The sequence below is a fragment of the Streptomyces nogalater genome (assembly GCF_039532885.1).
GTDB lineage: Bacteria > Actinomycetota > Actinomycetes > Streptomycetales > Streptomycetaceae > Streptomyces > Streptomyces nogalater.
In genome coordinates this window covers 51,567-78,408 of record NZ_BAAASM010000070.1, presented here as the reverse complement: position 1 = coordinate 78,408, position 26,842 = coordinate 51,567, and the positions used below count along the sequence as shown (strand labels likewise).

Here is a 26,842-nt window from a genome sequence, read left to right as displayed (position 1 = left end):
GGTCTTGCGTTTCCGACTCTATCAGATCTTTTCTCGATCCGATTTCCTCGGCGCTTTCCAGGTTTCCGCTCTCGCGTTTCCCTTTCCGGCGGTTCCGACTCTATCAGATCCTTTCGGTTCCGATTCCCGGTCGGCGGGATTTGTCTCCGGGTTTTCGGCTTTCGCCGTCTGCCCTTTCGACATTCACTACGTTAGCCGATTCCCGCCGGGACTCATAATCGAGTCCCGCGGGTTCGAATTCGGACGCGCGGGCGCGCCGGAAACGACCCCGCAGCGGGGGTTGAGCTAGGTAGTGGGTTGTCCGCTCCGGCTGCAGGCGATCGCCGTACCCGGTTCAGCGGCTCGGAATACGTTACGCACTTCGACCGGCCGCGTCAACCTCGGCGGCGCCTCGGCACATGGGCCCGGTAGGGGCTGACGGTGGGGTCGTCCGCCACCCAGTAGCGCCAGGGGTGGAGGTCGCCGTCGCCGCCCTCGCCGGCGACACCGGTACGGGGACCGCTGCGTACCTGGTCGGAGGGGATCGGGGTGCCCGTCAATATCCGCAGCGGGGTCTCGTCCGGGGCACACGCGTCCGTGCCGTCCAGGGCCCGGTCGATCCCCAGGGCGGTGGCCAGCCGGGCGGGCCCTTTGGCGAGTTCCTTGTCGTTCCGGGCCGAAAGGCGTCGCTTGCGGGCCAGCTCGGCGCCTTCCACCACCTCACCGGCGCGCAGCAGCACGGCGCTCGCCCGGCCCTCGGGTCCGCAGACCAGGTTCATGCAGTGCCACATGCCGTAGGTGAAGTAGACGTAGACGTGTCCGGGCGGGCCGAACATCACCGCGTTGCGGGCGGTGCGGCCGCGGTAGGCGTGCGAGCCGGGGTCGTTCTGGCCGTCGTAGGCCTCCACCTCGGTGAGGCGGAGGGCGATCGGGCCGTCAGGTGTGCTCCGGATCAGGATGCGGCCGAGGAGGTCCGGGGCGACCTCCAGGACCGGGCGGTCGAAGAAGGTACGGGGCAGTGGCGTACGGTCCGGGAGCGCGATCATGCCCTCCGAGGGTAGTCCAGAGGGCGGGCCGGGCCGGCGGAACCGGTCACCGGCGGATCGCGTTCGTACCGGTCGAGGGTTCATTCGTTAAGGGAGTGCCATGGCGTTCAAGAAGCTGCTCGCGAGCCTCGGGGCCGGCGGTGCGTCGGTCGAGACGGTGCTGACCGAGGTCAACGTGGTGCCGGGCGGTGTCGTCCAGGGTGAGGTGCGGATCCAGGGCGGGTCCGTGAACCAGACCATCGAGGGGCTGTCCGTCGGTCTCCAGGCCAAGGTCGAGGTGGAGAGCGGCGACCAGGAGTACAAGCAGGACATCGAGTTCACGAAGGTGCGGCTCGGCGGTGCCTTCGAGCTCCAGGCGGGTGCCGTGCACGCGGTGCCGTTCGGGCTGGAGATCCCCTGGGAGACGCCCATCACCATGATCGACGGGCAGGCCCTGCACGGGATGCACATCGGGGTGACCACCGAGTTGGCGATCGCGCGGGCCGTGGACTCCGGCGACCTGGACCCGATCAACGTGCACCCGCTGCCGGCGCAGAAGGCCGTCCTGGACGCCTTCCTCCAGCTGGGCTTCCGTTTCAAGAACGCGGACATGGAGCGCGGCCACATCCGGGGTACGCGGCAGAAGCTGCCGTTCTACCAGGAGATCGAGTTCCTCCCGCCGGCGCAGTACCGGGGCCTGAACCAGGTGGAGCTGAGCTTCGTGGCGGACGAGCACGCGATGGACGTCGTGCTGGAGATGGACAAGAAGCCGGGTCTGTTCAGCGAGGGCTCGGACACCTACCGGTCCTTCCAGGTGGGGCTGAACGACTGGCAGGGGACCGACTGGGCGGCTTACCTCAACCAGTGGCTGTCCGAGGTCGGCAGCAAGCGCAACTGGTTCTAGGCTCGAAGCTGCTGGTTCCAGATCATCGATCAGGAGGTACCGAGGTGACCGAGCTCAAGCGGCGGCCGCTCCCCCATGACTTCCATCCGCCCGTGCCGTCGTTCACGGTGACGAGCGAGGACGTGCAGGAGGGTGCCACGCTGGGCAGCGCCCAGGTGTACGCGGAGGGCAACACCTCACCGCAGTTGCGCTGGGAGGGCTTTCCGCCGGAGACCAAGAGCTTCGCCGTGACGTGCTACGACCCGGACGCGCCGACCGGCAGCGGGTTCTGGCACTGGGTCCTGTTCGACATCCCGGCCTCGGTGACCGAGCTGCCGGCGGGTGCGGGCGGCGGCAAGTTCGAGGGGCTGCCCGAGGGTGCCGTGCACGCGCGGAACGACTACGGGACGAAGGACTTCGGCGGTGCCGCTCCGCCGCCCGGGGACGGCCCGCACCGGTACGTCTTCACGGTGTACGCGGTGGACCAGGAGAAGCTGGGTCCGGACGCGGACGCCTCGCCGGCCGTCGTCGGCTTCAACCTGCGGTTCCACACGCTCGCGCGCGCCCAGCTGATCGGTGAGTACGAGAACCCCGCGCAGGGCTGAGCGCGGCGCCGCGATCCAGTCCAGCGTTCACTGAACGTTTGCCCGCCTCCGGTCTTGGAAGTGATCGGAGGCGGGCATTTTTTATTGCGTTGTCCATCTCGGCGTGCCCGTCCAGAGTTGATCCAAGCCCGCCGGGGGGTGGGCAGGCGCACACGGGAGGTGGGCTGGATGCGTGACACGTTGGTCCTGAACGCGAGTTTCGAGCCGCTGTCGACGGTGTCCCTGAACCGAGCCGTGGTCCTGGTGCTCCAGGACAAGGCCGTGGTCGAACAGGCCCACCCCGAACTGCGTATGCGCGGTGCGGATGTTGACATCCCCGCGCCCCGGGTGATCCGGCTGTGCCGGTATGTACGGGTGCCGTTCCGAAGACAAGCCCCGTGGTCGCGGCGGGGGGTGCTGGTCCGGGACCGGCACCGGTGCGCGTACTGCGGGCGGCGGGCCACGACCGTGGACCATGTGGTGCCGCGGGCGCAAGGTGGGCAGGACACGTGGCTGAACACGGTCGCCGCGTGCGCGGAGGACAACCACCGCAAGGCGAACCGGACTCCGGAGGAGGCCGGGATGACGCTGCTGCGGCAGCCGTTCGAACCCACGCCGGCGGACGCGATGCTCTTGGCTCTGGGGCGGGAGGAACTCGCCGCGCTTCCCGAGTGGCTCGCCACGGACGCGGCCTAGGCGTATGCCGGGTGCCGCCCGTCGGCGGCTGCGGGATGCGCGTGGTGGGCCGCGCGGTTCCCCGCGCCCCTCGCGGGGGCGCGGGGTGGACGGAGCTCAGTCGATCGAGGGCTTCTCCCGGCGTTCCGTGCCGCCGTTGTTGCCGTTGTTGCCGTTGTTGCCCGAACCGCCGGCCAGGGGGCCGAAGTTGCCCATGGCTCCGGAGAGGCCCTTGAGGGCGTCGCCGATCTCGCTGGGCACGATCCAGAGCTTGTTGGCGTCGCCCTCGGCGATCTTGGGGAGCATCTGGAGGTACTGGTAGGAGAGCAGCTTCTGGTCCGGGTCGCCGGCGTGGATGGCCTCGAAGACCGTGCGGACGGCCTGGGCCTCGCCCTCGGCGCGCAGGGCGGCGGCCTTGGCCTCACCTTCGGCGCGCAGGATCTGGGACTGCTTCTCGCCCTCCGCGCGCAGGATCTCCGACTGCCGGACACCTTCGGCCTGGAGGATCGCGGCGCGCTTGTCGCGGTCGGCGCGCATCTGCTTCTCCATCGAGTCCTGGATGGAGGTGGGCGGTTCGATGGCCTTCAGCTCCACGCGGTTGACGCGGATGCCCCACTTGCCGGTGGCCTCGTCCAGGACGCCGCGCAGGGCGGCGTTGATCTCCTCGCGGGAGGTCAGGGTCCGTTCGAGGTCCATGCCACCGATGATGTTGCGCAGGGTGGTGACGGTGAGCTGCTCGATCGCCTGGATGTAGCTGGCGACCTCGTAGGTGGCGGCCCGTGCGTCGGTGACCTGGTAGTAGATGACCGTGTCGATGTTCACGACCAGGTTGTCCTGGGTGATCACCGGCTGCGGAGGGAACGGTACGACTTGTTCCCGCAGGTCGATGCGGTTGCGGATGGTGTCGATGAACGGGACGACGATGTTGAGGCCCGCGTTCAGCGTCCGTGTGTAGCGGCCGAAGCGCTCGACGATGGCGGCGCTGGCCTGTGGGATGACTTGGATCGTCTTGATCAGGGCGATGAAGACCAACACCACCAGGATGATCAGGACGATGATGACCGGTTCCATCGTCGCTCCCCGTACCCTTCTCCGCCTCGGCGCCTTCGGCAGATCTCATGTCTGTTGAGGATCTTGCTGGTCGAGTCTGTCAGACCGTCGCGCAACTCGTGTGCCGTTCCCCGTGAGTTGTCCTCACAGAACGATCGCGGTGGCCCCTTCGATGTCCACGACGTCCACCTCCTGGCCCACCTCGTAGGTCCGGCCGGTGTCGAGGGCGCGGGCCGACCAGATCTCTCCGGCGAGCTTGATCCGGCCGCCGGACCCGTCGACCCGTTCCAGGACGACGGCCTGCCTGCCCTTCAACGCCTCGACACCGGTGGCGAGTCGGGGTCGCTGTGTGCTGTGCCGGGCGGCGATGGGCCGGACGACGGCGATGAGGGCGACGGAGACGACGACGAACGCGAGGACCTGGATGACGGCGTCGAAGCCGAAGGCGGAGACGACCGCCGCCGCGACGGCGCCCACCGCGAGCATGCCGAACTCCGGCATGGCGGTGACCACGAGCGGAATCCCGAGCGCCGCCGCGCCGACGAGCCACCATACCCATGCGTCGATGTCCACATGGTCATGGTAGGGCCGCGGTCGGGCGGCGGACAGGGCGCGCAGGGGGGAGCGGCGGGGTCAGGACAGGGGCAGACCCTGGGCGGTCCAGCGGTCGCCGACCTGCTCCACGACGAGCGGGAGGCCGAAGCACAGGGAGAGGTTGCGGGAGGTCAGTTCCAGCTCGACGGGGCCGGCGGCGAGGACCTTGCCCTGGCGGATCATGAGGACGTGGGTGAAGCCGGGGGCGATCTCCTCGACGTGGTGGGTGACCATGATCATCGAGGGGGCGATGGGGTCGCGGGCCAGCCGGCCGAGGCGGCGCACCAGGTCCTCGCGCCCACCGAGGTCGAGGCCGGCGGCGGGCTCGTCCAGCAGGAGCAGCTCGGGGTCGGTCATCAGGGCGCGGGCGATCAGGGTGCGCTTGCGCTCGCCCTCGGAGAGGGTGCCGAACCTGCGGTCCAGGTAGTCGCTCATGCCCAGGCGGTCGAGGAAGGCGCGGGCGCGCTGCTCGTCGACGTCCTCGTACTCTTCCTGCCAGCCGGCGGTCATGCCGTAGGCGGCGGTGAGGACGGTCTGCAGGACGGTCTGGCGCTTGGGGAGCTTGTCGGCCATGGCCATGCCGGCCATGCCGATGCGGGGGCGCAGTTCGAAGACGTCGGTGCCGGGCTTGCCGAGGGTCTCGCCGAGGACGGTGGCGGTGCCCTTGCTGGGGTAGAGGTAGCTGGAGGCGACGTTCAGGAGGGTGGTCTTGCCGGCGCCGTTGGGACCGAGGATGACCCAGCGCTCGCCCTCCTTCACCGACCAGGAGACCTGGTCCACCAGAGCCCGGCCCTCGCGGACCACGGATACGTCCTGAAGCTCCAGAACATCGCTCATGAGCGCGTTGTCTCCCCTTGCAGTGTGGCCGGTCTCGGCTGTCGCGTACGCCTGTGACTGGGGTCTCGCGCCGGTGGGCGCAGCCCTTATGAAATCTACGCCACGAGTGCCCCGCTCCATTCCATCGGTCCGGTCCTTAGGGTGGGGGCATGCTCTCGGAACCGCGTTCAGGACGCCTCGCCGCTTGGGGAAACGCACTTTTGGCCGGACTTGTCTCTCCGGACGACGCCGCCCTCGCCATCGTGGGCGAGGACACGGTGCACCGGGTGGAGGGGCTGCCCGGTGAGCCGGCGCCGGTCGGGCTGACGCTCGCGCTGGGGCGGCTGCGCGCGCTGGGGGTGTCCGGGCTGCGGGTGGCGCTGCCGGCGCCGGGTCATCCGCTGGGGCTGAGCGGTCCGCCGGAGTTCAACGCGCGGGCGCTTCAGGCCGAGGAGGCGGTGGTGTGTCACGGCGCCGCGTTCGGGCTGGTGCCGGAGGTGTACGAGGTCGGGCCCGAGGGCGATGTGCACGCCGAGGTGGTCTGGCGGGTGCTGCCGGTGCGCGAGGCGCCGCCGGCCGACGTGCCGTCGCTCGGTGAGGCCGAGCGGGAGCTGGCGGAGGCGCTGCGGGAGGCGACCGAGGTGCTGTCGAAGCTGGACGTCGCCGGGTCGGGGCCGGTGGCGGAGGCGGCGATCGACGCGTACCGGGCGCGGGCCGAACGGGGCCGGGAGGTGCTGGCGCCGGGCTATCCGCCGCGTGCGGTGCGGGTGCTGGAGCTGGCGCAGCGGGTGGGCCTGCTGGTGTCGCTGGCGTACGGCAACGGGCACGGCGGTGCTGTCAGCTCCGCCGAGATGCGGGCGCGCGCCGAGGCACTCCGACCGGTGGAACGGACGGCACGACGGGCGCAGGTGGCGGCGTACAACGCGTATGTGGAGGAACGGGAGCGCGGGGCACGGTGAGCGGCCGCCGGTCCGCGGCTGCGGAGGTACCGGCGCGGGGAGCACGGTAACTGGCTGCCGGGCGCGGTTGCGGGAAGGCGGAAGGGCCGAGCACGGTGAGCGGCTGCCTGGACGCGGCTGCGGACGAACCGGCGCGCGGAGCGCGGGGGGCGGCCGTTGGGTCGTGGCTGCGGAGAGGGGTGGGCGCGCGGAGCGCGGGGGGCGGCCGTTGGGTCGTGGCTGCGGAGGGGGGTGGGCGCGGGGGTGCGGTGAGTGGGCGGTGGTGGCGCTGCGGAGGGGCGGGCGCGTTGCCTTCGGGGTGGTCTGCGAGGAGGCGGTGGGCGGGGTGGCCGCTCGCCGGGGCGGGGGGCGCCCGGTGCCCGGCTCGGGGTCCGGGGGTGCGGCAAGGCCTCCCGGTGGGGCCGGGAGGCCTGGGGTCGCTGTCCGGCCTGGCTCAGTGGTTGAGGCCGAGGTTGCCGAAGGCCGGGTTCAGCACGCCGATGACGTTCACGCTGTTGCCGACCGCGTTCACCGGGACGTGCACCGGCACCTGGACGACGTTGCCCGAGACGGCGCCCGGGGACCCGGCGGCCCGGCCGGCGGCGTCGGCGCCACCGTGGGCGGAGGCGAGGCCCGCACCGGCGGCCACCAGGCCACCCGCCACCATCGTCACGGCCGCTGCCTTCTTCAGGTTCTTCACTGTCTACCCCTCCTGGGTGTTCCCCGCGGCGATCACCGCGGCACGCACTGGAGAACGGCGTAGATCACCGGGTGATGCGCCGTCCGGGTGACATTCCCACGACGGTATGAATCTCAGCCCGGTCCGTGACGGCCGGCGCGGTTCAGCCGGCCACGCCGTGGCGTACCGCCCACAGCGCGGCCTGGGTGCGGTCGGCGAGGTCGAGCTTCATCAGGATGTTGGAGACGTGCGTCTTCACGGTCTTCTCGGACAGCACGAGGGCGCGGGCTATCTCCCGGTTGGAGCGGCCGTCCGCGATCAGGCCGAGCACCTCGCGCTCTCGCTCCGTGAGCGAGCCTCCCCTGCCCTGTCCGCCGCCCGCCTCCTCCCGGGCCAGCAGGGCGTCGGCGACCTCCGGCTGGAGCAGGACGTGTCCGGCGTGCACGGAGCGGATGGCGCCGGCGAGGGCGTCGGGGTCCACGTCCTTGTAGACGTATCCGGCGGCGCCCGCGCGCAGGGCCGGGACGACCGTGCGCTGCTCGGTGAAGCTGGTGACGATCAGCACGCGCGCGGGGTTGCCGAGTTCGCGCAGTCTGCGCAGCGCGTCGATGCCGTCCAGGCCCGGCATCTTGACGTCCATGAGGACGATGTCGGGCCGCAGTTCCTCGGCGCGGGCGACTCCCTCGGCGCCGTCGGCGGCCTCGCCGACGACCTCTATGTCGTCCTGCACCTCCAGGAAGGTGCGCAGGCCCCGGCGGACGACCTGGTGGTCGTCGACCAGCAGCACCTTGATCGGTTCACCCACCGGGGACCTCCATCTCGATCGTGGTGCCCTTGCCGGGCGCCGATTCCACGGTCAGCGAGCCGCCGACCCCGCCGGCCCGGTCCCGCATGGAGACCAGGCCGAGGTGGCGTCCGGCGCGGCGGACCGCCGTGGGGTCGAAGCCGCTGCCGTCGTCGGTGACGCGCAGGACGGCGCCGCAGCCGCTCCGCTCCACGCTCACGTCGACGTGCGCGGCCCCGGAGTGCCGCAGGGCGTTGTGCAGGGCCTCCTGGGCGACCCGGAGCATGGCCTCCTCCTGGGCCGCGGGCAGGGCGCGCAGGCCGGCTCCGGTGAAGGTGACGCGGGCGGTGTGGGCGCGGTCGAGGACCTGTATCTGGGTGCGCAGGGTGGCGACCAGGCCGTCCTCCTCCAGCGCGGCGGGCCGCAACTCCACGACGGCGGCGCGCAGTTCGTCGGCGGCTTCGGCGGCGAGCGCGGCCACCTGGTGCAGTTCGCCCTTGGCGCGGGCGGGGTCGCGGTCGACGAGCGCCGCCGCGGCCTGGGCGGTCAGGCGCAGCGAGAACAGCTTCTGGCTGACCGCGTCGTGCAGTTCGTGGGCGAGGCGGGAGCGTTCCTCGGCGATGGTCAGTTCGCGGCTGCGCTCGTAGAGCCGGGCGTTGGTGAGGGCGATGGCGGCGTGCTGGGCGAGGATGGAGAGCAGCTCCTCGTCGTCCTGGGTGAAGCCGCAGCTTCCCTCCGGTTTGGGGCAGCGCTTGTTCGCGAGGAAGAGCGCCCCGATGACCTCCTCGCCGTCCCTGATCGGCAGGCCGAGGAAGTCGGCCAGGTCGGGGTGGGCGTCCGGCCAGCCCTCGAAGCGGGGGTCCTTGCGCACGTCGGCGAGGCGCTCGGCCTTCGCCTCGTGCAGCATCGCGGCGAGGATGCCGTGCTGGCGCGGGAGCGGGCCGATGGCGCGCCACTGCTCCTCGCTGACGCCGTCCACGACGAACTGGGCGAAGCCGCCGTGGTCGTCGGGGACGCCGAGGGCGGCGTACCGGGCGTCGAGCAGTTCGCGGGCGGAGGCGACGATCGTCTTGAGGACGTCGCGCACCTCCAGGTGTCTGCTCATGGCCAGCAGCGCGGAACTCACCGCGGCGAGGCCGGACCGGGGGCCTTGACTCATGTCCTCACGGTACCGGCGGGGTACGACAGCGCGGATCGGGCCGGTGACGGCGGGGCCTGGTCCGCTGGACCTAGGGCGGGTGGCGGAGCCGGGGCGGCGGGCCGTGGGCGGCGTACGTCCGTACGCGCGCGCGTACGGGTGCGGGGGGAGGGATGCCGGGCCGGGCTCTGCCTCGGGGACGAGTCCGGCGGCGGCCGTCTCCTACCTGGGGAGGAGGGCCCTCACGCTGGGCGTTGCGATGGCAACTCAATGTGAGACCGACTGATATTCCATGTGAGCCCGCGCATAGGGCCTACATCACGTACGAAGGCGCATAGGAGAGGCAGTCGGCCGCATGAACGGGATCGACGGTCCCGTCTGTCCTATTTTGCCCTTCCCTGATCCACTAACCAGCATCGTATGTCGCACCTTTGCCTGGGCATTTTGCGCCCGCTAAGAATTGCCTCGTCGCTCAGCGCCGCGGATTCGCACCGCGGCGTTCGTGCGGGAGGAGCCGATTCCCCCGGCGGACGCAGGAGCGGCCTCCGCGCTATCGAAGAGGTCCATCAGCCATGCCCAAGAACATCCTCAACCGTGCTCATAGTCGTACGCTGACCAAGCAGCGCAGGATCGCCGCCGTCGCGGGTGTCGCCGCGTTCGGCACCGCCGCCCTCGCCCTGTCGGCCACCGTCGGCCACGACGGCAAGGTCACCACGGGCGCCCCGGCCGCGACCGGGCAGGTCGCCTCCGACGCCGTCCTGAAGAACGTCAAGGGCACCCTCACCGGTCGGCACGCCGCCGCCAACGTCAAGCTCGACGCCCTCGCGGCGCAGAAGAAGGCCGCCGACGCCGCTGCCGCCGGCAAGGCCGCCAAGGCCGCCGCGCTGAAGCAGGCCGCCTCCCGGACGGCCGCCCGGCAGCACTCCGCCGTCCAGGCCGCCACCCGCTCCACCCAGCGTCTGGACATCGAGCCGGTCGCCGCCAAGACGTACGCCAACAACCTCGACGGCTGGATCCGGCAGGCCCTGTCCATCATGAAGGCCAAGGGCATCCCGGGCAGCTACAACGGCCTGCACCGCAACATCATGCGGGAGTCCTCCGGCAACCCCCTCGCCATCAACAACTGGGACATCAACGCCGTCAACGGCATCCCGTCCAAGGGCCTGCTCCAGGTCATCCCGCCGACCTTCAGCGCCTACCACGTCCCCGGCACGTCCTGGAACATCTACGACCCGGTCGCCAACATCACCGCCGCCGCCAACTACGCGGCCCACCGGTACGGCTCGATCGACAACGTCAACAGCGCGTACTGAGGCCTGGCGCGGGACCTCAGCGACGTGACGCCGAAGGGCGGCACCCCGGTCACGGGGCGCCGCCCTTCGGCGTCTCGGGCGCGTGCGTACGGGGACGTACGGGGCGCGGCTACTTGCGCATGACCTCCGGCTCGTGGCGGCGCAGGAAGCGGGAGACGAAGAAGCCGCAGACCGCGCCGAGCGCGAGCAGTACGAGCATGTCCAGGCCCCAGGCCGAGGCGGCGTGGTCCCACAGCGGGTCGGTGCTGCCCGGGTCGTCGGTGTTCGGGGCGATGTTGTTGAAGTCCAGCGTGGTGCCGGCCGCGGCCACCGCCCAGCGGGACGGCATCAGGTACGAGAACTCGTTCACGCCGAGCGTGCCGTGCAGGGTGAAGAGGCAGCCGGTGAAGACGACCTGGACGATCGCGAACATCACCAACAGCGGCATGGTCTTCTCGGCGGTCTTCACCAGCGAGGAGATCACCAGGCCGACCATCATCGAGGTGAAGCCCAGCGCCATGATCGGCAGGCACAGTTCGACCAGCGTGGAGCCGCCGAGCACCAGGCCCTCGCCGGGGATCTCTCGGCTGGTGAAGCCGATGACGCCGACCAGCAGGCCCTGGAACATGGTGACGGCGCCGAGCACGACGACCTTGGACATCAGGTACGCCGAGCGGGACAGGCCGGTCGCGCGCTCCCGCTCGTAGATCACCCGCTCCTTGATCAGCTCCCGGACCGAGTTCGCGGCGCCCGCGAAGCACGCGCCGACGGCGAGGATCAGCAGGACGGTGGTGGCGGTGCCGTTCGGGGCGGGCAGGTGGGTCTTGGGGTTGACCGGGTTGGGCAGCAGTCCGCGGTCGGGCTGGATCAGCAGGCTGACCGCGCCGATGACCGCCGGCAGCAGCACCGTCAGCGCCAGGAAGCCCTTGTCGGAGGCGATGACCGCGACATAGCGCCGGACCAGGGTCATCAGCTGCGAGCCCCAGCTCTGCGGCTTGGGCGGCCGCAGCGCCTGCGGCAGGGGTATGGGGCCGGTCTGCGGGGCGACGGCGTCGATCTCCGCCGCGTACATCTGGTAGTGCCGCGAGCCCTTCCAGCGGCCCGCCCAGTCGTAGTCGCGGTAGTTCTCGAAGGCGGAGAAGACATCGGCCCAGCTGTCGTAGCCGAAGAAGTTCAGCGCCTCCTCGGGCGGGCCGAAGTAGGCGACCGCGCCGCCCGGCGCCATCACCAGGAGCTTGTCGCACAACGCCAGCTCGGCCACCGAGTGGGTGACGACGAGGACCGTGCGGCCGTCGTCGGCGAGGCCGCGCAGCAGCTGCATGACGTCGCGGTCCATGCCCGGGTCGAGGCCCGAGGTCGGCTCGTCCAGGAAGATCAGCGACGGCTTGGTGAGCAGTTCCAGGGCGACCGAGACCCGCTTGCGCTGGCCGCCGGAGAGCGAGGTGACCTTCTTGTCCTTGTGGATGTCGAGCTTCAGCTCGCGCAGCACCTCGTCGATGCGGGCGTCCCGCTCCTTCGCCGTGGTGTCGGCGGGGAAGCGCAGCTTGGCCGCGTACTTCAGGGCCTTCTTCACGGTCAGCTCGCGGTGCAGGATGTCGTCCTGCGGCACCAGGCCGATACGCTGGCGCAGCTCGGCGAACTGCTTGTACAGGTTCCGGTTGTCGTACAGCACCTCGCCCTGGTTGGCGGGCCGGTAGCCGGTGAGCGCCTTGAGCAGGGTGGACTTGCCGGAGCCGGACGGGCCGATGACGGCGATCAGCGACTTCTCGGGGACGCCGAAGGAGACGTCCTTGAGGATCTGCTTGCCGCCGTCGACCGTGACGGTCAGATGGCGGGCCGAGAAGGAGACCTCACCGGTGTCGACGAACTCTTCGAGGCGGTCGCCGACGATCCGGAAGGCGGAGTGGCCGACACCGACGATGTCGCTCGGGCCGAGCAGCGCCGAGCCGCCCTTCGGGATCGGCTGGCCGTTGACGTAGGTGCCGTTGTGCGAGCCGAGGTCACGGATCTCGAAGCGGCCGTCGGGTGTGGCGTGGAACTCGGCGTGGTTGCGGGAGACCTGGAGGTCGGAGACGACCAGGTCGTTCTCCAGGGCACGGCCGATGCGCATCACGCGGCCGAGCGCGAACTCGTAAAACGTGGTCGGGCTGCGGTCGCCGTGGACCGGCGGCGCCCCCGCGCCACCACCGGGCGTCTTCTGCGCGTACTGCTCGGCGGGCCCGGCCTGCTGCTGCCAGCCCGCGTGCGGGGCCTGCGGGTGCGCCGAGGCGGCCTGGTGGGGCACGCCCTGCTGAGGCATGGCCTGCTGGTGGGCGGGGGCCTGCTGGTGTACGGCTTGGTGGTGGGCCGGCGCCTGCTGGGGCATGGCCTGCTGGTGGGCAGGGGCCTGCTGGGACCAGTCGGGGGCGCCGGGGTTCTGGGGCGCGTACGGTGCCGCCGACTGCGGCTGCGGCTGTGCTTGCGGCTGCGGCTGCTGGGCCGGGCCTCCGACCGGTATCGCGGCCGCCGAAAGGTTCACCCGCGGGCCGTCGGTCGCGTTGCCGAGGTACACCGACGAGCCGGGGACGATCTCCGTGTACCGGACCCGCTGACCCTGCATGTACGTGCCGTTGGTGCTGCCGTGGTCCTCGATGACCCAGCTGTGGCCGTTGAAGCTGACCGTGGCGTGCCGCCAGGAGACCCTGGCGTCGTCGAAGACGATGTCACCCTGCGGATCGCGGCCGAGGGTGTAAGGCCTGGACGGGTCGAGCGTCCAGGTCCGTCCGTTTGATTCCAGTACGAGTTCCGGCACTCCATGCCCCACTGAGTTGTCCCCCGAATTACCCCCGTCGCGGGGAGTCTAGGGATGTCGAACATCGTGGGGAACTATTCCAGGCGCGGCCCCCTGACCGAAACCCGGGCCTTGCCAAGCGGCCCCGCGCACGCTCCATTTCGCCCTGGTGACGGGGGTGAAACCGGCCCGGAGGGAGGCGATCACCGCGTGGGGGGCGAGCGGGGCGGCCGGTGTCGCGGGGTGGGCCGCCGGCCTTCGACACGGCCGGCGGGATCACGCCACTCGACCGGGGACGCGGTGACCGGGGTCGGCACGGTCTTCCTCTCGCGGCGCCCGGTGCTCCTCCGCAGGGCCGTGGCGGTGCGGTGGGGTCGGGCCGCGAATCGCCGTTCGCCGGCCGGCGTGGCACGCTCGGGGTGGGGCGAGGCGGTGGCCGGGCGCGCAGCGCCTCGGCTCCCGGCCGCAAGGTCCCGGACACCGGGCCGTCGGCCGTTGTTCCGTGTCCGTCAGGCGGACCTCGGCGGCGGAAGGCACTGGGTGCCGGATACGGTGGTGACACCATGAGCGCTTCGCAGACCTCCGCTTCGGGGACCTCCGAGGTCCCCACCCTCCTTGTCAAGATCTTCGGCAAGGACCAGCCGGGCATCACGGCGGGTCTCTTCGACACCCTCGCCGCCTACCTCGTCGACGTCGTCGACATCGAGCAGGTCGTCACCCGGGGCCGGCTGGTGCTGTGCGTCCTGGTGACCCAGCCGCCGGCCGGCCTGGAGGGCGACCTGCGGGCCACCGTGCACAGCTGGGCCGAGTCGATGAAGATGCAGGCCGAGATCATCTCCGGGCACGGCGACAACCGTCCGCGCGGCCTCGGTCGCTCCCTCGTGACCGTGCTGGGCCATCCGCTCACCGCCGAGTCGACGGCCGCGATCGCCGCCCGGATCGCGAAGGCCGGCGGCAACATCGACCGTATCTTCCGGCTCGCCAAGTATCCGGTGACGGCGGTGGAGTTCGCCGTCTCCGGCGTGGAGACCGGGCCGCTGCGCACGGCACTGGCCTCCGACGCCGCGGCACTGGGTGTCGATGTCGCGGTGGTCTCGGCGGGACTGCACCGGCGCGCCCAGCGGCTGGTGGTCATGGACGTGGACTCGACCCTGATCCAGGACGAGGTCATCGAGCTGTTCGCCGCGCACGCGGGCTGCGAGGACCAGGTCGCCGAGGTGACGGCCGCGGCGATGCGCGGGGAGCTGGACTTCGAGCAGTCGCTGCACGCGCGCGTGGCGTTGCTGAAGGGGCTGGACGCGTCGGTGGTGGAGAAGGTGCGCGAGCAGGTCCGGCTGACGCCGGGTGCCCGCACCCTGATCCGCACCCTGAAGCGGCTCGGCTACCAGGTGGGGGTCGTCTCCGGCGGCTTCACCCAGGTCACCGACGATCTCAAGGAGCGGCTGGGTCTGGACTTCGCGCAGGCCAACACGCTGGAGATCGTCGACGGCAAGCTGACCGGCCGGGTCGTCGGCGAGATCGTGGACCGGGCGGGCAAGGCGCGGCTGCTGCGCCGGTTCGCCGCGGAGGCCGGGGTGCCGCTGTCGCAGACCGTGGCGATCGGCGACGGCGCCAACGACCTGGACATGCTGAACGCGGCGGGTCTGGGCGTGGCCTTCAACGCCAAGCCGGTGGTGCGGGAGGCGGCGCACACGGCGGTGAACTTCCCCTTCCTCGACACGGTCCTCTACCTCCTGGGCATCACCCGGGAAGAGGTCGAGGCGGCGGACACGCACGACGAGAACTGAGACGGGCCGGGGCGGCGAACCCTGCCACCCTCGGTCGCGCCGTCGGGAGGGCCCGGCCCCTCATCCCGGTGCCGGGCCCTTCCGCGTGCGGCGTGCCGGGGCGGCAGCGGGTCACTCGGAGGGGGCCCAGTAGTCCGTGAGCGTGGCCACGCCGGGCTCGACGCCCTTCCAGTGGCCGTCGTAGGAGAGCAGAGCGAAGCCGGCGGCGGGGAAGCCTCGGCGGTTCATCCGGGCGCGCGCCTCCCCCTCGGCCGAGCCGGCCAGGATGTCGGCCAGGCCGTGCACGCCCGGGTTGTGACCGATGAGGATCACGCTCCGCACCTCGTCGGGCAGCTCGTTGAGCAGGACGATCAGCTCGCCTGGCGAGGCCTCGTAGATCCGCTCCTCATAGACGGTCTTCGGTCGGTGCGGCAGCTCCTGGACGGCGAGCTTCCAGGTCTCGCGGGTGCGGACCGCCGTGGAGCACAGGGCCATGTCGAAGGTGATGCCGGTGTCGGCCAGCTTGCGTCCGGCGACGGCGGCGTCCATGCGGCCTCGCTCGGCGAGCGGCCGCTCGTGGTCGGGAACCTGGGGCCAGTCGGCTTTCGCATGCCGGAAGAGGACGATCCTGCGGGGTTCTGCGACGCTCATGAGATCCAGCTTCGCATGAAACGGGGCACCCGGCGCAGGGAGTTGACATGCGGATTCACGGCGTGAGAAGCCTTGCCGTCAGCGCGCGGCGAGCTGCTGGGCGCGCTCCAGCAGCCGCGCGATCGCCGGGTCACCGCCGGCCGCGTGGGCGTCCGACGGGTTGAGTATCAGCGCGAGCAGCGCGACGAAGGCGAGGGCGGGCAGGGCGAGCGCCCACCAGGGCAGCCGGGTGTCGACGCCGCCCGTGGTCGCCGGGTGGGGCCGGGAGGGGGTGCGGGCCGGCATGGTCGCCTCCGTGCGTGTGTCTTCGAGGGGTCCGAGGGTCCGTGACCGCCTCTCGCGGTCACCTCTCGAAGCTACGGAATCCGGGGCCGCCAACCCATCCGGATTCCCACCCAGTTGACCCTGACCCTGGCCCCCTAGGGGATGGGGGTGTCAGCCCCACCATCGGGCCGGAAAAAAGCGGAGAAAAGCGGCGGAACCGGTGAAACCGGCAGGGGCCGACAGGGCCGGGGAGCCGACAGGGACCATCCGCGGGAGGGAGCCGGAGGAGCCGGCAGGGCCGCAGAGACCGGAAGGCCGGAGAGACTGAAGACCCGGGGAGACGGAAGGCCCGGAGACCGGAACCGTCAGGCGATCCGGAACCCCGGGTACTCCGGTGGGGCCGACGAACCAGTCGCCCCGACGAAGCGGACGGACCGCGGGACAGACAGACCGGCGGGGCAAACGGACCGAGGGCCCGGACGGGCCGACACGCCAGACCGGCCGACAGACCAGACGGGCCACCGAACGAGACCGACCCGACCTATCAGACCGACCTGACCGCCCGCCGGACCAGACCGGCCCGACGGTGTGGAAAGGGCCGTCGTCGTCAGGGGGACGCGATGGTCGCCACCACGGCGATGATCACGAAGATGGCGAGGAACGAGCCGAAGACGAGCAGCATCTTCTTCTGGCCGTTCTGCGGGTTCGGGTCGAGCACAGGCTGCATGCGTCCAGTCTCGCACCCCGCCTGCCCCGCGCCGGCGCCGGGGCACCCCGGTGGGGTCAGTGTGTCGCCTCGTCCTCGACCGTGCGGTCACGGCCGGCGATGAAGCCCACCACCATCTGCGGCACCATCAGGGCCGCCATGAGCGCGATCGGCAGTCCCCAGCCGCCGCTCTGCTGGTAGAGCACGCCGACCAGCAGCGGGCCGGGGATGGAGATGAGATAGCCGGTGCTCTGGGCGAACGCGGACAGCTGGGCCACGCCCGGGCCGCTGCGGGCGCGCATGCCGACCATGGTCAGGGCGAGCGGGAAGGCGCAGTTGGAGACGCCGAGCAGCAAGGCCCAGGCCCAGGCGCCACCGGACGGCGCGAGGTACAGCCCGGCGTATCCGGCGAGGCCGCAGACGCCCAGCACCAGGACGATCGGCCCCTGGTGGGGCAGGCGGGTGGCGACCCGGGGGATGACGAAGGCCAGCGGCACGCCCATCACCATGGTGACGGCGAGAAGCACACCGGCGGTGCCGGCCGGGACTCCGGCGTCCCGGAAGATCTGCGGCATCCAGCCCATCGTGATGTAGGCGGCCGTGGCCTGGAGGCCGAAGAAGACGGCGAGCGACCATGCGGTGCGGCTGCGGGTGATGCGCAGCGGGGCCTGCTGCTCGGCGCTGCCGGGGGCCGGCTCCTCGGGCCGGGCGGCGGCCGGGCCGCGGTCACGGAGCAGCGGCAGCCAGGGCAGTACGGCGGCGGCGGCGATGGTCGCCCACACGACGAGGCCGGCCTTCCAGTTGCCGCCCATGGCGTCGGTGAGCGGGACGGTCAGCGCGGCGGCGAGGGAGGTGCCGGCGGCGAGGGCCATCGAGTACAGGCCGGTCATGGAACCGACCCGGTCGGGGAACCAGCGCTTGACGATGACCGGCATCAGGACGTTGCTGACGGCGATGCCCATCAGGGCGAGCGCGCTGGCGGCCAGGAACCCGGCCGTGTTGCCGACGTAGGGCCGTATGACGAGGCCGGCGGCGATGGCGGCCATGCCGGCGCACACCACGGCGGCCGGTCCGAAGCGGCGGGCCAGACGGGGGGCCATGACACCGAAGACGGCGAAGCACAGCGGGGGCACGGAGGTGAGCAGTCCGGCCACGCTGCCGCTCATGCCGAGCCCGTCGCGGACCTCTTCCAGGAGGGCGCCGAGGCTCGTGATGGCCGGCCGGAGGTTCAGGGCGGAGAGCATGATGCCCACGACGACCAGCCGGGTGGCCCACGCGCGCGTGCGGCCCGCACCGGGGTTCGTCTCTGGGGTGTTCGTCGCGGCGTCCGCACCGCGTTGGGTCGGTGACATCGCCGTACGGGTCTCCACTGTCCGGATTTCCTCACTAGCCATAAGACCCATCATAGAATCATAGGATGATTCCCTGTCCATCCCCGGAGCGTCCTCGCCCGGTCCTCTCGTGCGAAGGTGTGCCATGCCTTTGAGCCACCCGCGTCGTTCGGCGCTGTCCGAGCAGGTCATCGCCGAACTGCGGAACCAGATCACCTCCGGCGAGTGGCCGGTCGGTTCGCGCATCCCGACCGAACCGGAGCTGGTCGAGCAGCTCGGTGTCGCCCGCAACACCGTCCGCGAGGCCGTCCGCGCGCTCGCGCACAACGGTCTGCTGGACATCCGCCAGGGTTCGGGCACGTATGTCGTGGCCACGAGCGAGCTGGCCGGAGTGATGCACCGCCGCTTCGCCGACGCCGACCCGCGGCACATCGCCGAGCTGCGCTCCACGCTGGAGTCGGCCGCGGCGAAGCTCGCCGCCGAGCGGCGCACCGAGAAGGACCTCAAGCAGCTGGACGCGCTGCTGGTCCGGCGCGAGCAGGCGTGGGAGACGGGCGACACGGAGTCCTTCGTGGCGGCCGACGCCACCTTCCACCTGGCGGTGGTGGCCGCGTCCCACAACGACGTGATGACCGCCATGTACGCCGACCTGGGCGAGGTGCTGCGCGACTGGCTGCGCGCGGACGTCGGGGCGGAGCTGACCCCGGAGACCCACATGGACCACGCGCGCCTGGTGGACGCGATCCGCGCGGGGGACGTCGAGGCGGCGGCCGGGGAGGCCGCGAGCTATCCGTTCCTGTGCGATCCGGGCCGGCTCAGCGCGCCTTCTGGTGACTGATCCACACCGAGCGGATCTCCTTCCAGCACCGGCCGGTGAGCCGTACGGTCATGGCCGGCCAGACGTCCGCCGGGGCGCCGTCGGTGTCGATGTCCCACCAGCGGGCGCACTCGATGTGCAGCCGTACGCGGTCGATGTCGACATAGGGGTTGTGGCAGTGGGCCACCACCCGGGAGCCGCGGACGGCCGTACGGCAGGAGGCGCCGAACCGGCCCGGCGAGGGTGACGCGCCGGCCTCCACGCGCGCGGGCGCGTTCGCGTGCACGGGCGTGTCGTACGGCAGCGCGTCGTACGGCAGCGACAGCACGAGGACCAGGGCCACCGACAGCGGGGCCAGGCTGCGGGACAGGCGCACGAGCGGGACCTCCTCGGCCGGGCTGCGGAGGGGCGTGCGAGCGAACGCGTCGTCCGGAGGCGTACCCCCAGGGTGCGCCGACGGCCCGGCGGCGGCCCGGCCGGTGGGCCGGACGGGTGACACCCGGCACGCGCGCCCGGCCCTACGGCGACGCCCCTGCACAGCCCGCCCGGCCCTACGACGATGCCCCGCTCCCCGCGCGCGGCGGGAAACGGGGCGTCGGCAGGGCCACGGGCCACGTGAGCGCGAAGGCTCAGCAGGACCTGGGCAAGTCGTCGGGTCAGGCGCCGATGGCGTGCAGGCCGCCGTCGACGTGGATGATCTCGCCCGTGGTCTTCGGGAACCAGTCGCTCAGCAGCGCGACGATGCCGCGGCCGGCCGGCTCCGGGTCCTTCAGGTCCCACTCCAGCGGGGACCGGCTGTCCCACACGGAGGCCAGCTCGCCGAAGCCCGGGATGGACTTGGCGGCCATGGTGCCGATCGGGCCCGCCGAGATCAGGTTGCAGCGGATGTTCTGCTTGCCCAGATCGCGCGCCATGTAGCGGTTGACGGCCTCCAGTGCGGCCTTGGCCGGGCCCATCCAGTCGTACTGCGGCCAGGCGTACTGCGCGTCGAAGGTCATGCCGACGACCGAGCCGCCGTTCTGCATCAGCGGCAGGCAGGCCATGGTCAGCGACTTCAGGGAGAACGCCGAGACGTGCATGGCGGTGGCGACGGACTCGAACGGCGTGTTGAGGAAGTTGCCGCCGAGCGCGTCCTGCGGCGCGAAGCCGATGGAGTGCACGACACCGTCCAGGCCGCCCAGCTCCTCGCCGACGACGTCCGCCAGCCGCCCGAGGTGCTCGTCGTTGGTGACGTCCAGCTCGATGACCTTGGCCGGCTTCGGCAGCTTCCTGGCGATGCGCTCGGTCAGCGTGGGCCGCGGGAACGCGGTCAGGATGATCTCGGCACCCTGCTCCTGGGCCAGCTTGGCGGCGTGGAAGGCGATGGACGACTCCATCAGCACACCGGTGATCAGGACGCGCTTGCCCTCAAGGATTCCGCTCATGGTGATCAGTGACCCATTCCCAGTCCGCCGTCAACCGGGATGACGGCTCCAGTGATGTACGAGGCGTCGTCGGACGCGAGGAACCGCACCGCCGCGGCGATCTCCTCCGGCTGCGCGTACCGGCCGAGCGGCACCTGGGAGACGATGTTCTGGCGCTGCTCGTCGCTGAGCACCTTGGTCATGTCGGTGTCGACGAAACCGGGCGCGACGACGTTGAACGTGATGTTGCGCGAGCCCAGCTCCCGGGCGAGGGAACGCGCGAAGCCGACCAGCGCGGCCTTGGAGGCGGCGTAGTTCGCCTGTCCCGCCGAGCCGAGCAGGCCGACCACGGACGAGATGAGGACGACGCGGCCCTTCTTGGCCCGCAGCATGCCGCGGTTGGCGCGCTTGACGACCCGGAAGGTGCCGGTGAGGTTGGTGTCGATGACCGAGGTGAAGTCCTCCTCGGACATGCGCATCAGGAGCTGGTCCTTGGTGACGCCGGCGTTGGCGACCAGAACCTCGACCGGGCCGTGCCGGTCCTCGATCTCCTTGTAGGCCTGCTCCACCTGCTCCGGGTCGGTGATGTCGCACTTGACGGCCAGGAAGCCGGCCGGCGGCTCACCCGAGCGGTACGTGATCGCGACCTTGTCGCCGGCGTCGGCGAAAGCGCGGGCGATGGCGAGGCCGATGCCCCGGTTGCCTCCGGTGACGAGAACCGAGCGGCTCAACGGATCACCCTTTCGATAGCGGTCTTACATATCCGCCCGGACTCCTGGGCGACAGGCGGCTTCACCGGAAACCTATCGGTACCGCCACGCCCGCGAACAAGCGGGCACCGACAGTGGCTCGGGGGTGTCGCTGTCGGATCCCTACAGAACGCGGTGGCCGGGGACCCAAACCTGTGGTCCGCCGGGCCGGTCCCGGGACATGATCGGACCCGACAGGCCACGACAGCAGGGAGACCTCCGTGCCTCATTCCATCGACGAAGCCTTCATGGCGCTTCCCCTACGCGCCCTCGCCGACGCCGCGCTGGCACGCGCGCGTGCGCTGGGTGCCGAGCACGCGGACTTCCGGTTCGAGCGGGTGCGCAGTGCCTCCTGGCGGCTGAGGGACGCGCGGCTCGCCGGATCGTCGGACACCACCGACCTCGGGTACGCGGTCCGGGTGGTGCACGGCGGCAGCTGGGGCTTCGCCTCCGGGGTGGACCTGACCATGGACGCCGCCGCCCGGGTCGCCTCGCAGGCGGTGGCCATGGCCAAGCTGTCCGCGCAGGTGATCAAGGCCGCCGGGTCGGACGAACGCGTGGAGCTGGCCGACGAGCCGGTGCACGCGGACAAGACGTGGATCTCGTCGTACGAGATCGACCCGTTCTCGGTGCCCGACGAGGAGAAGGCCGCGCTGCTCGCGGAGTGGAGCGGCCGGCTGCTGGCCGCGGACGGCGTCGACCACGTCGACGCCTCGCTGCTCACCGTCCACGAGAACAAGTTCTACGCGGACACCGCCGGGACGGTGACCACCCAGCAGCGGGTACGGCTGCACCCGCAGCTGACGGCCGTCTCGGTCGACGGGACGAGCGGCGAGTTCGACTCCATGCGCACCCTCGCCCCGCCGGTGGGGCGCGGCTGGGAGTACCTGACCGGGACCGGCTGGGACTGGGACGACGAGCTGGCGCGGATGCCCGGGCTGCTCGCCGAGAAGATGCGGGCGCCGAGCGTGGAACCGGGGCTGTACGACCTGGTGGTGGACCCCTCCAACCTGTGGCTGACCATCCACGAGTCCATCGGCCACGCCACCGAGCTGGACCGGGCCCTCGGCTACGAGGCCGCCTACGCCGGCACCTCCTTCGCCACCTTCGACCAGCTCGGCAAGCTGAGGTACGGCTCCGAGCTGATGAACGTCACCGGTGACCGCACCGCCGAGCACGGCCTGGCGACCATCGGCTACGACGACGAGGGCGTGGCGGCGCAGTCCTGGGACCTGGTCAAGGACGGCACGCTGGTCGGCTACCAGCTGGACCGGCGGATCGCGCGGCTGACCGGGTTCGAGCGGTCCAACGGGTGCGCGTACGCCGACTCCCCCGCCCATGTGCCGGTGCAGCGCATGGCCAACGTCTCGCTGCGGCCGGATCCCGGCGGCCTGTCCACGGAAGACCTGATCGGGGGCGTGGACCGGGGCATCTACGTCGTCGGCGACCGGTCCTGGTCGATCGACATGCAACGATACAATTTTCAATTTACCGGCCAGCGCTTTTTCAAGATCGAGAACGGGCGGATCACCGGACAGCTGAAGGACGTCGCCTACCAGGCCACGACCACCGACTTCTGGGGCTCCATGGCCGCCGTCGGCGGGCCTCAGACCTATGTCCTCGGCGGCGCCTTCAACTGCGGCAAGGCCCAGCCGGGCCAGGTCGCCGCCGTGTCCCACGGCTGCCCGTCGGCCCTCTTCAAGGGCGTCAACATTCTGAACACCACGCAGGAGGCCGGCCGATGAGCGCCCGTACCCACAAGCCGCACGAGGTCGTCGAGCAGGCGCTGGCGCTGTCCCGGGCGGACGGCTGTGTCGTCATCGCCGACGAGCACTCCACCGCCAATCTGCGCTGGGCGGGCAACGCGCTCACCACCAACGGGGTGACCCGCGGCCGTACGCTCACCGTGATCGCGACCGTGGACGGCGCCGAGGGCACCGCCTCCGGTGTGGTGTCCCGGTCGGCGGTCACCGCGGAGGAGCTGGAGCCGCTGGTGCGGGCCGCCGAGGCCGCCGCGCGCGGTGCCGGTCCCGCCGAGGACGCGCAGCCGCTGGTCGGCGGGGTGCCCGAGTCCCCCGACTTCACGGACGCGCCCGCCGAGACCTCCTCGGCGGTGTTCGCCGACTTCGCTCCGGCGCTCGGCGAGGCCTTCGCACGCGCGCGTGCGGGCGGCCGGGAACTGTACGGTTTCGCCAACCACGAGCTGGTGTCGACCTATGTGGGCACGTCCACCGGGCTGCGCCTCAGGCACGACCAGCCCACCGGCACGCTGGAGCTGAACGCCAAGTCCCCCGACCGCACCCGCTCGGCGTGGGCCGGCCGCTCCACCCGGGACTTCAAGGACGTCGACCCCGGCGCGCTCGACGCCGAGCTGGCCGTACGGCTCGGCTGGGCCGAGCGGCGCGTGGAGCTGCCCGCGGGCCGGTACGAGACGCTGCTGCCGCCGGCCGCGGTCGCGGACCTGCTGATCTACCAGCTGTGGTCCGCCTCCGGGCGGGACGCGGCCGAGGGGCGGACGGTGTTCTCCAAGCCGGGCGGCGGCACCCGGATCGGGGAGCGGCTCTCGGAGCTGCCGCTCACCCTGCGCAGCGACCCGAACGAGCCGGGGCTGGAGTGCCCGCCCTTCGTGATCGCCCACTCCTCCGGCGGCGACGAGTCCGTGTTCGACAACGGGCTGCCCACGCACGCCACGGAGTGGATCGGCGAGGGCGTGCTGAAGCATCTGACGACGACCCGGCACAGCGCGGGCCTGACCGGGCTCCCGGTCGCCCCCGTGCTCGGCAACCTGATCCTGGACGGCGGCGGCGACCGCTCGCTGGAGCAGATGGTCGCAGGCACCGAACGCGGGCTGCTGCTGACCTGCCTGTGGTACATCCGCGAGGTCGATCCGGCGACCCTGCTGCTCACGGGCCTGACCCGGGACGGCGTCTACCTGGTGGAGAACGGCGAGGTGACCGGGCAGGTGAACAACTTCCGGTTCAACGAGTCGCCGGTGGACCTGCTGGGCCGGGCCTCCGAGGCCGGGCGGACCGAGAAGACGCTGCCGCGCGAGTGGAGCGACTGGTTCACCCGGGCCGCGATGCCCGCGCTGCGGGTCCCGGATTTCAACATGAGCTCTGTCAGTCAGGGCGTATAACCTCGTAGGCGTTCGTGGTCGGGGTTCACCCGGCTGCCGGAAGATCATCAAGGAGACACGAGAACCGTGACGGACATCGTCGACGAGCTGAAGTGGCGCGGGCTGTTCGCCCTGTCCACCGACGAGGACGCATTGCGCAAGGCGCTCGCGGACGGTCCCGTCACGTTCTATTGCGGTTTCGACCCGACGGCGCCGTCCCTGCACGTGGGGCACCTGGTGCAGGTGCTCACCGTGCGCCGGCTCCAGCAGGCCGGGCACCGTCCGCTGGCGCTCGTCGGCGGTGCCACGGGCCTGATCGGCGACCCGCGCCCGACGGCCGAGCGCACGCTGAACGACCCGGAGACGGTGGCCGGCTGGGTGGACCGGCTGCGCGCCCAGATCGAACCGTTCCTGTCCTTCGAGGGCGAGAACGCGGCGATCATGGTCAACAACCTCGACTGGACCGCGGGCCTGTCCGCGATCGAGTTTCTGCGGGACATCGGCAAGCACTTCCGCGTCAACAAGATGCTGACGAAGGACTCCGTGGCCCGCCGCCTGGAGTCCGACCAGGGCATCAGCTACACCGAGTTCAGCTACCAGATCCTCCAGGGCATGGACTTCCTCCAGCTCTACCGGCGCTACGGCTGCACGCTCCAGCAGGGCGGCAGCGACCAGTGGGGCAACCTCACGGCCGGGCTGGACCTGATCCACCGGTTGGAGCCGGACGCCTCGGTGCACGCCCTGGCCACCCCGCTGATGACCAAGGCGGACGGCACCAAGTTCGGCAAGACCGAGGGCGGTGCCGTCTGGCTCGACCCGGAGCTGACGACGCCGTACGCGTTCTACCAGTTCTGGCTGAACGTGGACGACCGGGACATCTCCCGGTACATGCGCATCCTGTCCTTCAAGTCCCGCGAGGAGCTGGAGGAGCTGGAACGGCAGACCGCGGAGCGTCCGCAGGCCCGGGCGGCACAGCGGGCGCTCGCCGAGGAGCTGACCACGCTGGTGCACGGCGCCGACCAGACGGCCGCGGTGATCGCCGCGTCCGCGGCGCTGTTCGGCCAGGGCGAGCTGGCGGAGCTGGACGAGCGGACGCTGGCCGCGGCGCTGTCGGAGGTGCCGCACGCCCGGGTCTCCGAGCTGGCCCCGGTGGTCGACCTGCTCGCCGAGGCCGGCCTGGTGCCCAGCAAGTCCGCGGGCCGGCGGACGGTGAAGGAGGGCGGGGCCTACGTGAACAACGTCAAGGTCACCGCGGAGGACGCGGTGCCCGCCCGGGAGGACCTGATCCACGGGCGGTGGCTGGTGCTGCGGCGCGGGAAGAGGAACCTGGCCGCGGTGGAGGTCGTCTCCGCGTGACGCCGTGAACGGCGGGGGCGTGGGACATCCGCGACCGCGGGACACCCGCGGCGGGGGTACCCGCGCCCCTACACCCGGGCCCGCTGCTTCCTCTTGCCGAGCGTCGCCATGTAGAGGGCGTCGACGGCCGCGACGATGATGATCGCCGCCACCAGCTGGAAGATGTGCCGGCTCCAGTCGATGCCCTTCGTCTCCGACACGCCGACGGCGCGGGCGATCGCGTTGCCCACGATGGCGCCCAGGATGCCGCAGATGGTGGTCAGCCACAGCGGGCTGTGCTGCTTGCCCGGGATGACCGCCTTGGCGATGAGGCCCAGCACGAATCCCACGATGATCGCCCACAACCAGCCCATGGCTGCCTCCTCGTACGGCTCGACGTGAGCATTACGGCCAGTGTGGGGCGGTGCGCCGTACGGCGCATGTCGGCTTACGCCGTACGCGCCGGGGCCGGAAACGTCGTCGCAGGCAGAGGGCGACCCGGCCTCGAACGCGGCGTGGAGGCGGCGTAACGTGGGGGGTGGCCCGGCCGGGGTTCCCCGCCGGACAACGGACGTGGGTGCGGGCCGGAACGGGTCCGATGCGGGCGGATGGTGAATGGTGATGCGGAAACAGCACGGCGGTGGCGGCCAGGTGTTCCGGATCACCGGCGCGCGGACCGGACTCGCCGAGGATGTCCGGGGCCGGCAGCGTCGGTATGTGATCTCGATGTCGGTCCGCACCGTGTCGGTGATCCTCGCGGCCTCGCTGTGGAACGTCGAGCGGTACGTCGCGATCGTCGCGCTCGTGCTCGGCGCGGTGCTGCCCTATATCGCCGTGGTGGTCGCCAACGCGGGCCGCGAGCGGCCGCCGTCGCTTCCGTCGACGTTCGTCACCACGCCGATGCGCCCGATGATCGCGGCCACGCCGGCCGAGGACCAACGGGCGGACTCGGTACGGGATTCCGCGCCGCGGGATGTGCCGACGAACCAGGCCGCCGGAGCGGGCGGCGAGCGTCCCGACCCGGTCTGAGCACGGCGGTCGCGGGGGCCGCCGAGGCGGCCACCTGGGAGCTCAAGAAAACCTCAGATCAATCTAGCTGTTCCGGTCCCGGGCGACGGGGTACCCGTGACATACTGCGTAGGCGCTCCGCATCCCCCGTCGGAGCGACGGACCGACGCCGGGCAGCTCCCCCCGTGGCTGCCCGGCGTCGCCTTGTTTTCCGCCCTTTCGTTTTCCGCCCCTCGATGAGACGAACCGAGACGAAACCGTGAGTGACGAGACCCCGATCTGCTCGGCCAAGGGCTGCCGTACGGCCGCCGTTTGGGTGCTGGCGTGGAACAACCCCAAGGTGCACACGCCGGAGCGGCGCAAGACGTGGCTGGCCTGCGCGGAGCACCGCGAGCAGCTGTCGCAGTTCCTCGGAGTGCGGGGGTTCCTGAAGGACGTGGTGCGGTTCGAGGAGTGGCGGGCCGCCGAAGAGACCGGGGCGTAGCACCGG

The 26,842-nt window shown here is 71.3% G+C and carries 28 protein-coding genes; 12 read left to right on the top strand and 16 right to left on the bottom strand.

The genetic code is table 11. The annotated features are described in order from the left end of the window. Positions 1-374 precede the first annotated feature (374 nt). Complete coding sequence (locus tag ABD350_RS35165) at positions 375-1,025, bottom strand: DNA-3-methyladenine glycosylase (RefSeq protein ID WP_344353160.1); 651 nt, start codon at positions 1,023-1,025, stop codon at positions 375-377. 100 nt (positions 1,026-1,125) lie between these two features. On the opposite strand from ABD350_RS35165, the gene ABD350_RS35160 reads away from it, so the two are divergent. The 3 genes from ABD350_RS35160 (at position 1,126) to ABD350_RS35150 (ending at position 3,167) form a co-directional block, all read left to right on the top strand. Next, positions 1,126-1,908, top strand: a complete 783-nt coding sequence (locus ABD350_RS35160) for a sporulation protein (protein WP_344353159.1) — start codon at positions 1,126-1,128, stop codon at positions 1,906-1,908. Between the two features lie 44 nt (positions 1,909-1,952). After that, positions 1,953-2,492 (top strand): YbhB/YbcL family Raf kinase inhibitor-like protein, encoded by a 540-nt coding sequence (locus ABD350_RS35155; RefSeq protein WP_344353158.1) that lies wholly within the window; start codon positions 1,953-1,955, stop codon positions 2,490-2,492. Between the two features lie 168 nt (positions 2,493-2,660). Continuing rightward, on the top strand, positions 2,661-3,167 hold the full coding sequence (locus ABD350_RS35150; protein WP_344353157.1) for an HNH endonuclease: 507 nt from the start codon (positions 2,661-2,663) through the stop codon (positions 3,165-3,167). Between the two features lie 96 nt (positions 3,168-3,263). Here the strand turns inward: ABD350_RS35150 and ABD350_RS35145 are convergent, their stop codons facing one another. From ABD350_RS35145 to ABD350_RS35135, 3 genes are all read right to left on the bottom strand, one after another. After that, positions 3,264-4,217 (bottom strand): SPFH domain-containing protein, encoded by a 954-nt coding sequence (locus ABD350_RS35145; RefSeq protein ID WP_344353156.1) that lies wholly within the window; start codon positions 4,215-4,217, stop codon positions 3,264-3,266. Between the two features lie 123 nt (positions 4,218-4,340). Then, positions 4,341-4,769: an NfeD family protein gene (locus ABD350_RS35140; protein WP_344353155.1), complete on the bottom strand. Its 429-nt coding sequence runs from the start codon at positions 4,767-4,769 to the stop codon at positions 4,341-4,343. A 60-nt stretch (positions 4,770-4,829) separates the two neighbouring features. Further along, the gene (locus ABD350_RS35135) at positions 4,830-5,627 is read right to left on the bottom strand and encodes an ABC transporter ATP-binding protein (RefSeq protein ID WP_344353154.1); all 798 of its coding nucleotides are present in this window, start codon (positions 5,625-5,627) and stop codon (positions 4,830-4,832) included. A 149-nt stretch (positions 5,628-5,776) separates the two neighbouring features. On the opposite strand from ABD350_RS35135, the gene ABD350_RS35130 reads away from it, so the two are divergent. Then, complete coding sequence (locus ABD350_RS35130; protein WP_344353153.1) at positions 5,777-6,565, top strand: hypothetical protein; 789 nt, start codon at positions 5,777-5,779, stop codon at positions 6,563-6,565. A 433-nt stretch (positions 6,566-6,998) separates the two neighbouring features. On the opposite strand, the gene ABD350_RS35125 is transcribed toward ABD350_RS35130, so the two are convergent. The 3 genes from ABD350_RS35125 to ABD350_RS35115 form a co-directional block, all read right to left on the bottom strand. After that, positions 6,999-7,244 carry a chaplin family protein gene (locus ABD350_RS35125; protein WP_344353152.1) on the bottom strand — a complete coding sequence of 82 codons (246 nt, stop codon included), beginning with the start codon at positions 7,242-7,244 and terminating at the stop codon, positions 6,999-7,001. Positions 7,245-7,386: 142 nt separating this feature from the next. Further along, positions 7,387-8,028: a response regulator gene (locus tag ABD350_RS35120; RefSeq protein ID WP_344353151.1), complete on the bottom strand. Its 642-nt coding sequence runs from the start codon at positions 8,026-8,028 to the stop codon at positions 7,387-7,389. Continuing rightward, the gene (locus ABD350_RS35115; protein WP_344353150.1) at positions 8,021-9,166 is read right to left on the bottom strand and encodes a GAF domain-containing sensor histidine kinase; all 1,146 of its coding nucleotides are present in this window, start codon (positions 9,164-9,166) and stop codon (positions 8,021-8,023) included. The genes ABD350_RS35120 and ABD350_RS35115 overlap by 8 nt, the downstream gene beginning before the upstream one ends. A gap of 551 nt (positions 9,167-9,717) precedes the next feature. Here ABD350_RS35115 and ABD350_RS35110 point away from each other — a divergent pair. Further along, a complete protein-coding gene (locus ABD350_RS35110) occupies positions 9,718-10,458 on the top strand; it encodes a transglycosylase SLT domain-containing protein (protein WP_344353149.1) in 741 nt (246 codons plus the stop codon). Between the two features lie 109 nt (positions 10,459-10,567). Here ABD350_RS35110 and ABD350_RS35105 read toward each other — a convergent pair whose 3' ends face one another. Beyond that, positions 10,568-13,228 carry an FHA domain-containing protein gene (locus ABD350_RS35105; RefSeq protein WP_344353148.1) on the bottom strand — a complete coding sequence of 887 codons (2,661 nt, stop codon included), beginning with the start codon at positions 13,226-13,228 and terminating at the stop codon, positions 10,568-10,570. 542 nt (positions 13,229-13,770) lie between these two features. Here ABD350_RS35105 and serB point away from each other — a divergent pair. Further along, positions 13,771-14,994: a phosphoserine phosphatase SerB gene (serB, locus tag ABD350_RS35100; protein ID WP_344353147.1), complete on the top strand. Its 1,224-nt coding sequence runs from the start codon at positions 13,771-13,773 to the stop codon at positions 14,992-14,994. A gap of 111 nt (positions 14,995-15,105) precedes the next feature. Here serB and ABD350_RS35095 read toward each other — a convergent pair whose 3' ends face one another. The 4 genes from ABD350_RS35095 to ABD350_RS35080 all read right to left on the bottom strand — a co-directional run bounded on the left by ABD350_RS35095 (position 15,106) and on the right by ABD350_RS35080 (position 17,988). Further along, complete coding sequence (locus tag ABD350_RS35095) at positions 15,106-15,624, bottom strand: SixA phosphatase family protein (RefSeq protein ID WP_344353146.1); 519 nt, start codon at positions 15,622-15,624, stop codon at positions 15,106-15,108. A gap of 78 nt (positions 15,625-15,702) precedes the next feature. Next, positions 15,703-15,909 carry a hypothetical protein gene (locus ABD350_RS35090; protein ID WP_344353145.1) on the bottom strand — a complete coding sequence of 69 codons (207 nt, stop codon included), beginning with the start codon at positions 15,907-15,909 and terminating at the stop codon, positions 15,703-15,705. Between the two features lie 586 nt (positions 15,910-16,495). Beyond that, positions 16,496-16,615: an SGM_5486 family transporter-associated protein gene (locus ABD350_RS35085; RefSeq protein WP_107058521.1), complete on the bottom strand. Its 120-nt coding sequence runs from the start codon at positions 16,613-16,615 to the stop codon at positions 16,496-16,498. A 56-nt stretch (positions 16,616-16,671) separates the two neighbouring features. Next, a complete protein-coding gene (locus ABD350_RS35080) occupies positions 16,672-17,988 on the bottom strand; it encodes a CynX/NimT family MFS transporter (RefSeq protein ID WP_382466843.1) in 1,317 nt (438 codons plus the stop codon). 82 nt (positions 17,989-18,070) lie between these two features. Here ABD350_RS35080 and ABD350_RS35075 point away from each other — a divergent pair, with 82 nt between their 5' ends. Then, positions 18,071-18,763 (top strand): FadR/GntR family transcriptional regulator, encoded by a 693-nt coding sequence (locus tag ABD350_RS35075; RefSeq protein WP_344353143.1) that lies wholly within the window; start codon positions 18,071-18,073, stop codon positions 18,761-18,763. On the opposite strand, the gene ABD350_RS35070 is transcribed toward ABD350_RS35075, so the two are convergent. The 3 genes from ABD350_RS35070 to fabG all read right to left on the bottom strand — a co-directional run bounded on the left by ABD350_RS35070 (position 18,741) and on the right by fabG (position 20,876). After that, entirely contained in the window at positions 18,741-19,118 is a 378-nt protein-coding gene (locus tag ABD350_RS35070; RefSeq protein ID WP_344353142.1) for a hypothetical protein, read from the bottom strand. The genes ABD350_RS35075 and ABD350_RS35070 overlap by 23 nt on opposite strands. A gap of 280 nt (positions 19,119-19,398) precedes the next feature. After that, positions 19,399-20,166: an enoyl-ACP reductase FabI gene (fabI, locus tag ABD350_RS35065; protein ID WP_344353141.1), complete on the bottom strand. Its 768-nt coding sequence runs from the start codon at positions 20,164-20,166 to the stop codon at positions 19,399-19,401. Between the two features lie 5 nt (positions 20,167-20,171). Then, positions 20,172-20,876 carry a 3-oxoacyl-[acyl-carrier-protein] reductase gene (gene fabG / locus ABD350_RS35060; RefSeq protein ID WP_344353140.1) on the bottom strand — a complete coding sequence of 235 codons (705 nt, stop codon included), beginning with the start codon at positions 20,874-20,876 and terminating at the stop codon, positions 20,172-20,174. Between the two features lie 266 nt (positions 20,877-21,142). Between fabG and ABD350_RS35055 the strand changes: the two genes are divergently transcribed. From ABD350_RS35055 to tyrS, 3 genes are all read left to right on the top strand, one after another. Further along, positions 21,143-22,639, top strand: a complete 1,497-nt coding sequence (locus tag ABD350_RS35055) for a TldD/PmbA family protein (RefSeq protein ID WP_382466844.1) — start codon at positions 21,143-21,145, stop codon at positions 22,637-22,639. Beyond that, entirely contained in the window at positions 22,636-24,030 is a 1,395-nt protein-coding gene (locus ABD350_RS35050) for a metallopeptidase TldD-related protein (protein ID WP_344353138.1), read from the top strand. Before ABD350_RS35055 ends, ABD350_RS35050 begins: the two co-directional genes overlap by 4 nt. Positions 24,031-24,096: 66 nt before the next feature. Continuing rightward, complete coding sequence (gene tyrS, locus ABD350_RS35045) at positions 24,097-25,365, top strand: tyrosine--tRNA ligase (RefSeq protein ID WP_344353137.1); 1,269 nt, start codon at positions 24,097-24,099, stop codon at positions 25,363-25,365. Between the two features lie 68 nt (positions 25,366-25,433). Here the strand turns inward: tyrS and ABD350_RS35040 are convergent, their stop codons facing one another. Further along, positions 25,434-25,718 carry a GlsB/YeaQ/YmgE family stress response membrane protein gene (locus ABD350_RS35040; RefSeq protein ID WP_344353136.1) on the bottom strand — a complete coding sequence of 95 codons (285 nt, stop codon included), beginning with the start codon at positions 25,716-25,718 and terminating at the stop codon, positions 25,434-25,436. A 247-nt stretch (positions 25,719-25,965) separates the two neighbouring features. Here ABD350_RS35040 and ABD350_RS35035 point away from each other — a divergent pair, with 247 nt between their 5' ends. Both ABD350_RS35035 and ABD350_RS35030 read left to right on the top strand, forming a co-directional pair. Beyond that, positions 25,966-26,373, top strand: a complete 408-nt coding sequence (locus ABD350_RS35035) for a DUF3099 domain-containing protein (RefSeq protein ID WP_344353135.1) — start codon at positions 25,966-25,968, stop codon at positions 26,371-26,373. 238 nt (positions 26,374-26,611) lie between these two features. Beyond that, positions 26,612-26,836: a hypothetical protein gene (locus ABD350_RS35030; protein ID WP_344353134.1), complete on the top strand. Its 225-nt coding sequence runs from the start codon at positions 26,612-26,614 to the stop codon at positions 26,834-26,836. The last annotated feature ends 6 nt before the right edge of the window (positions 26,837-26,842 follow it).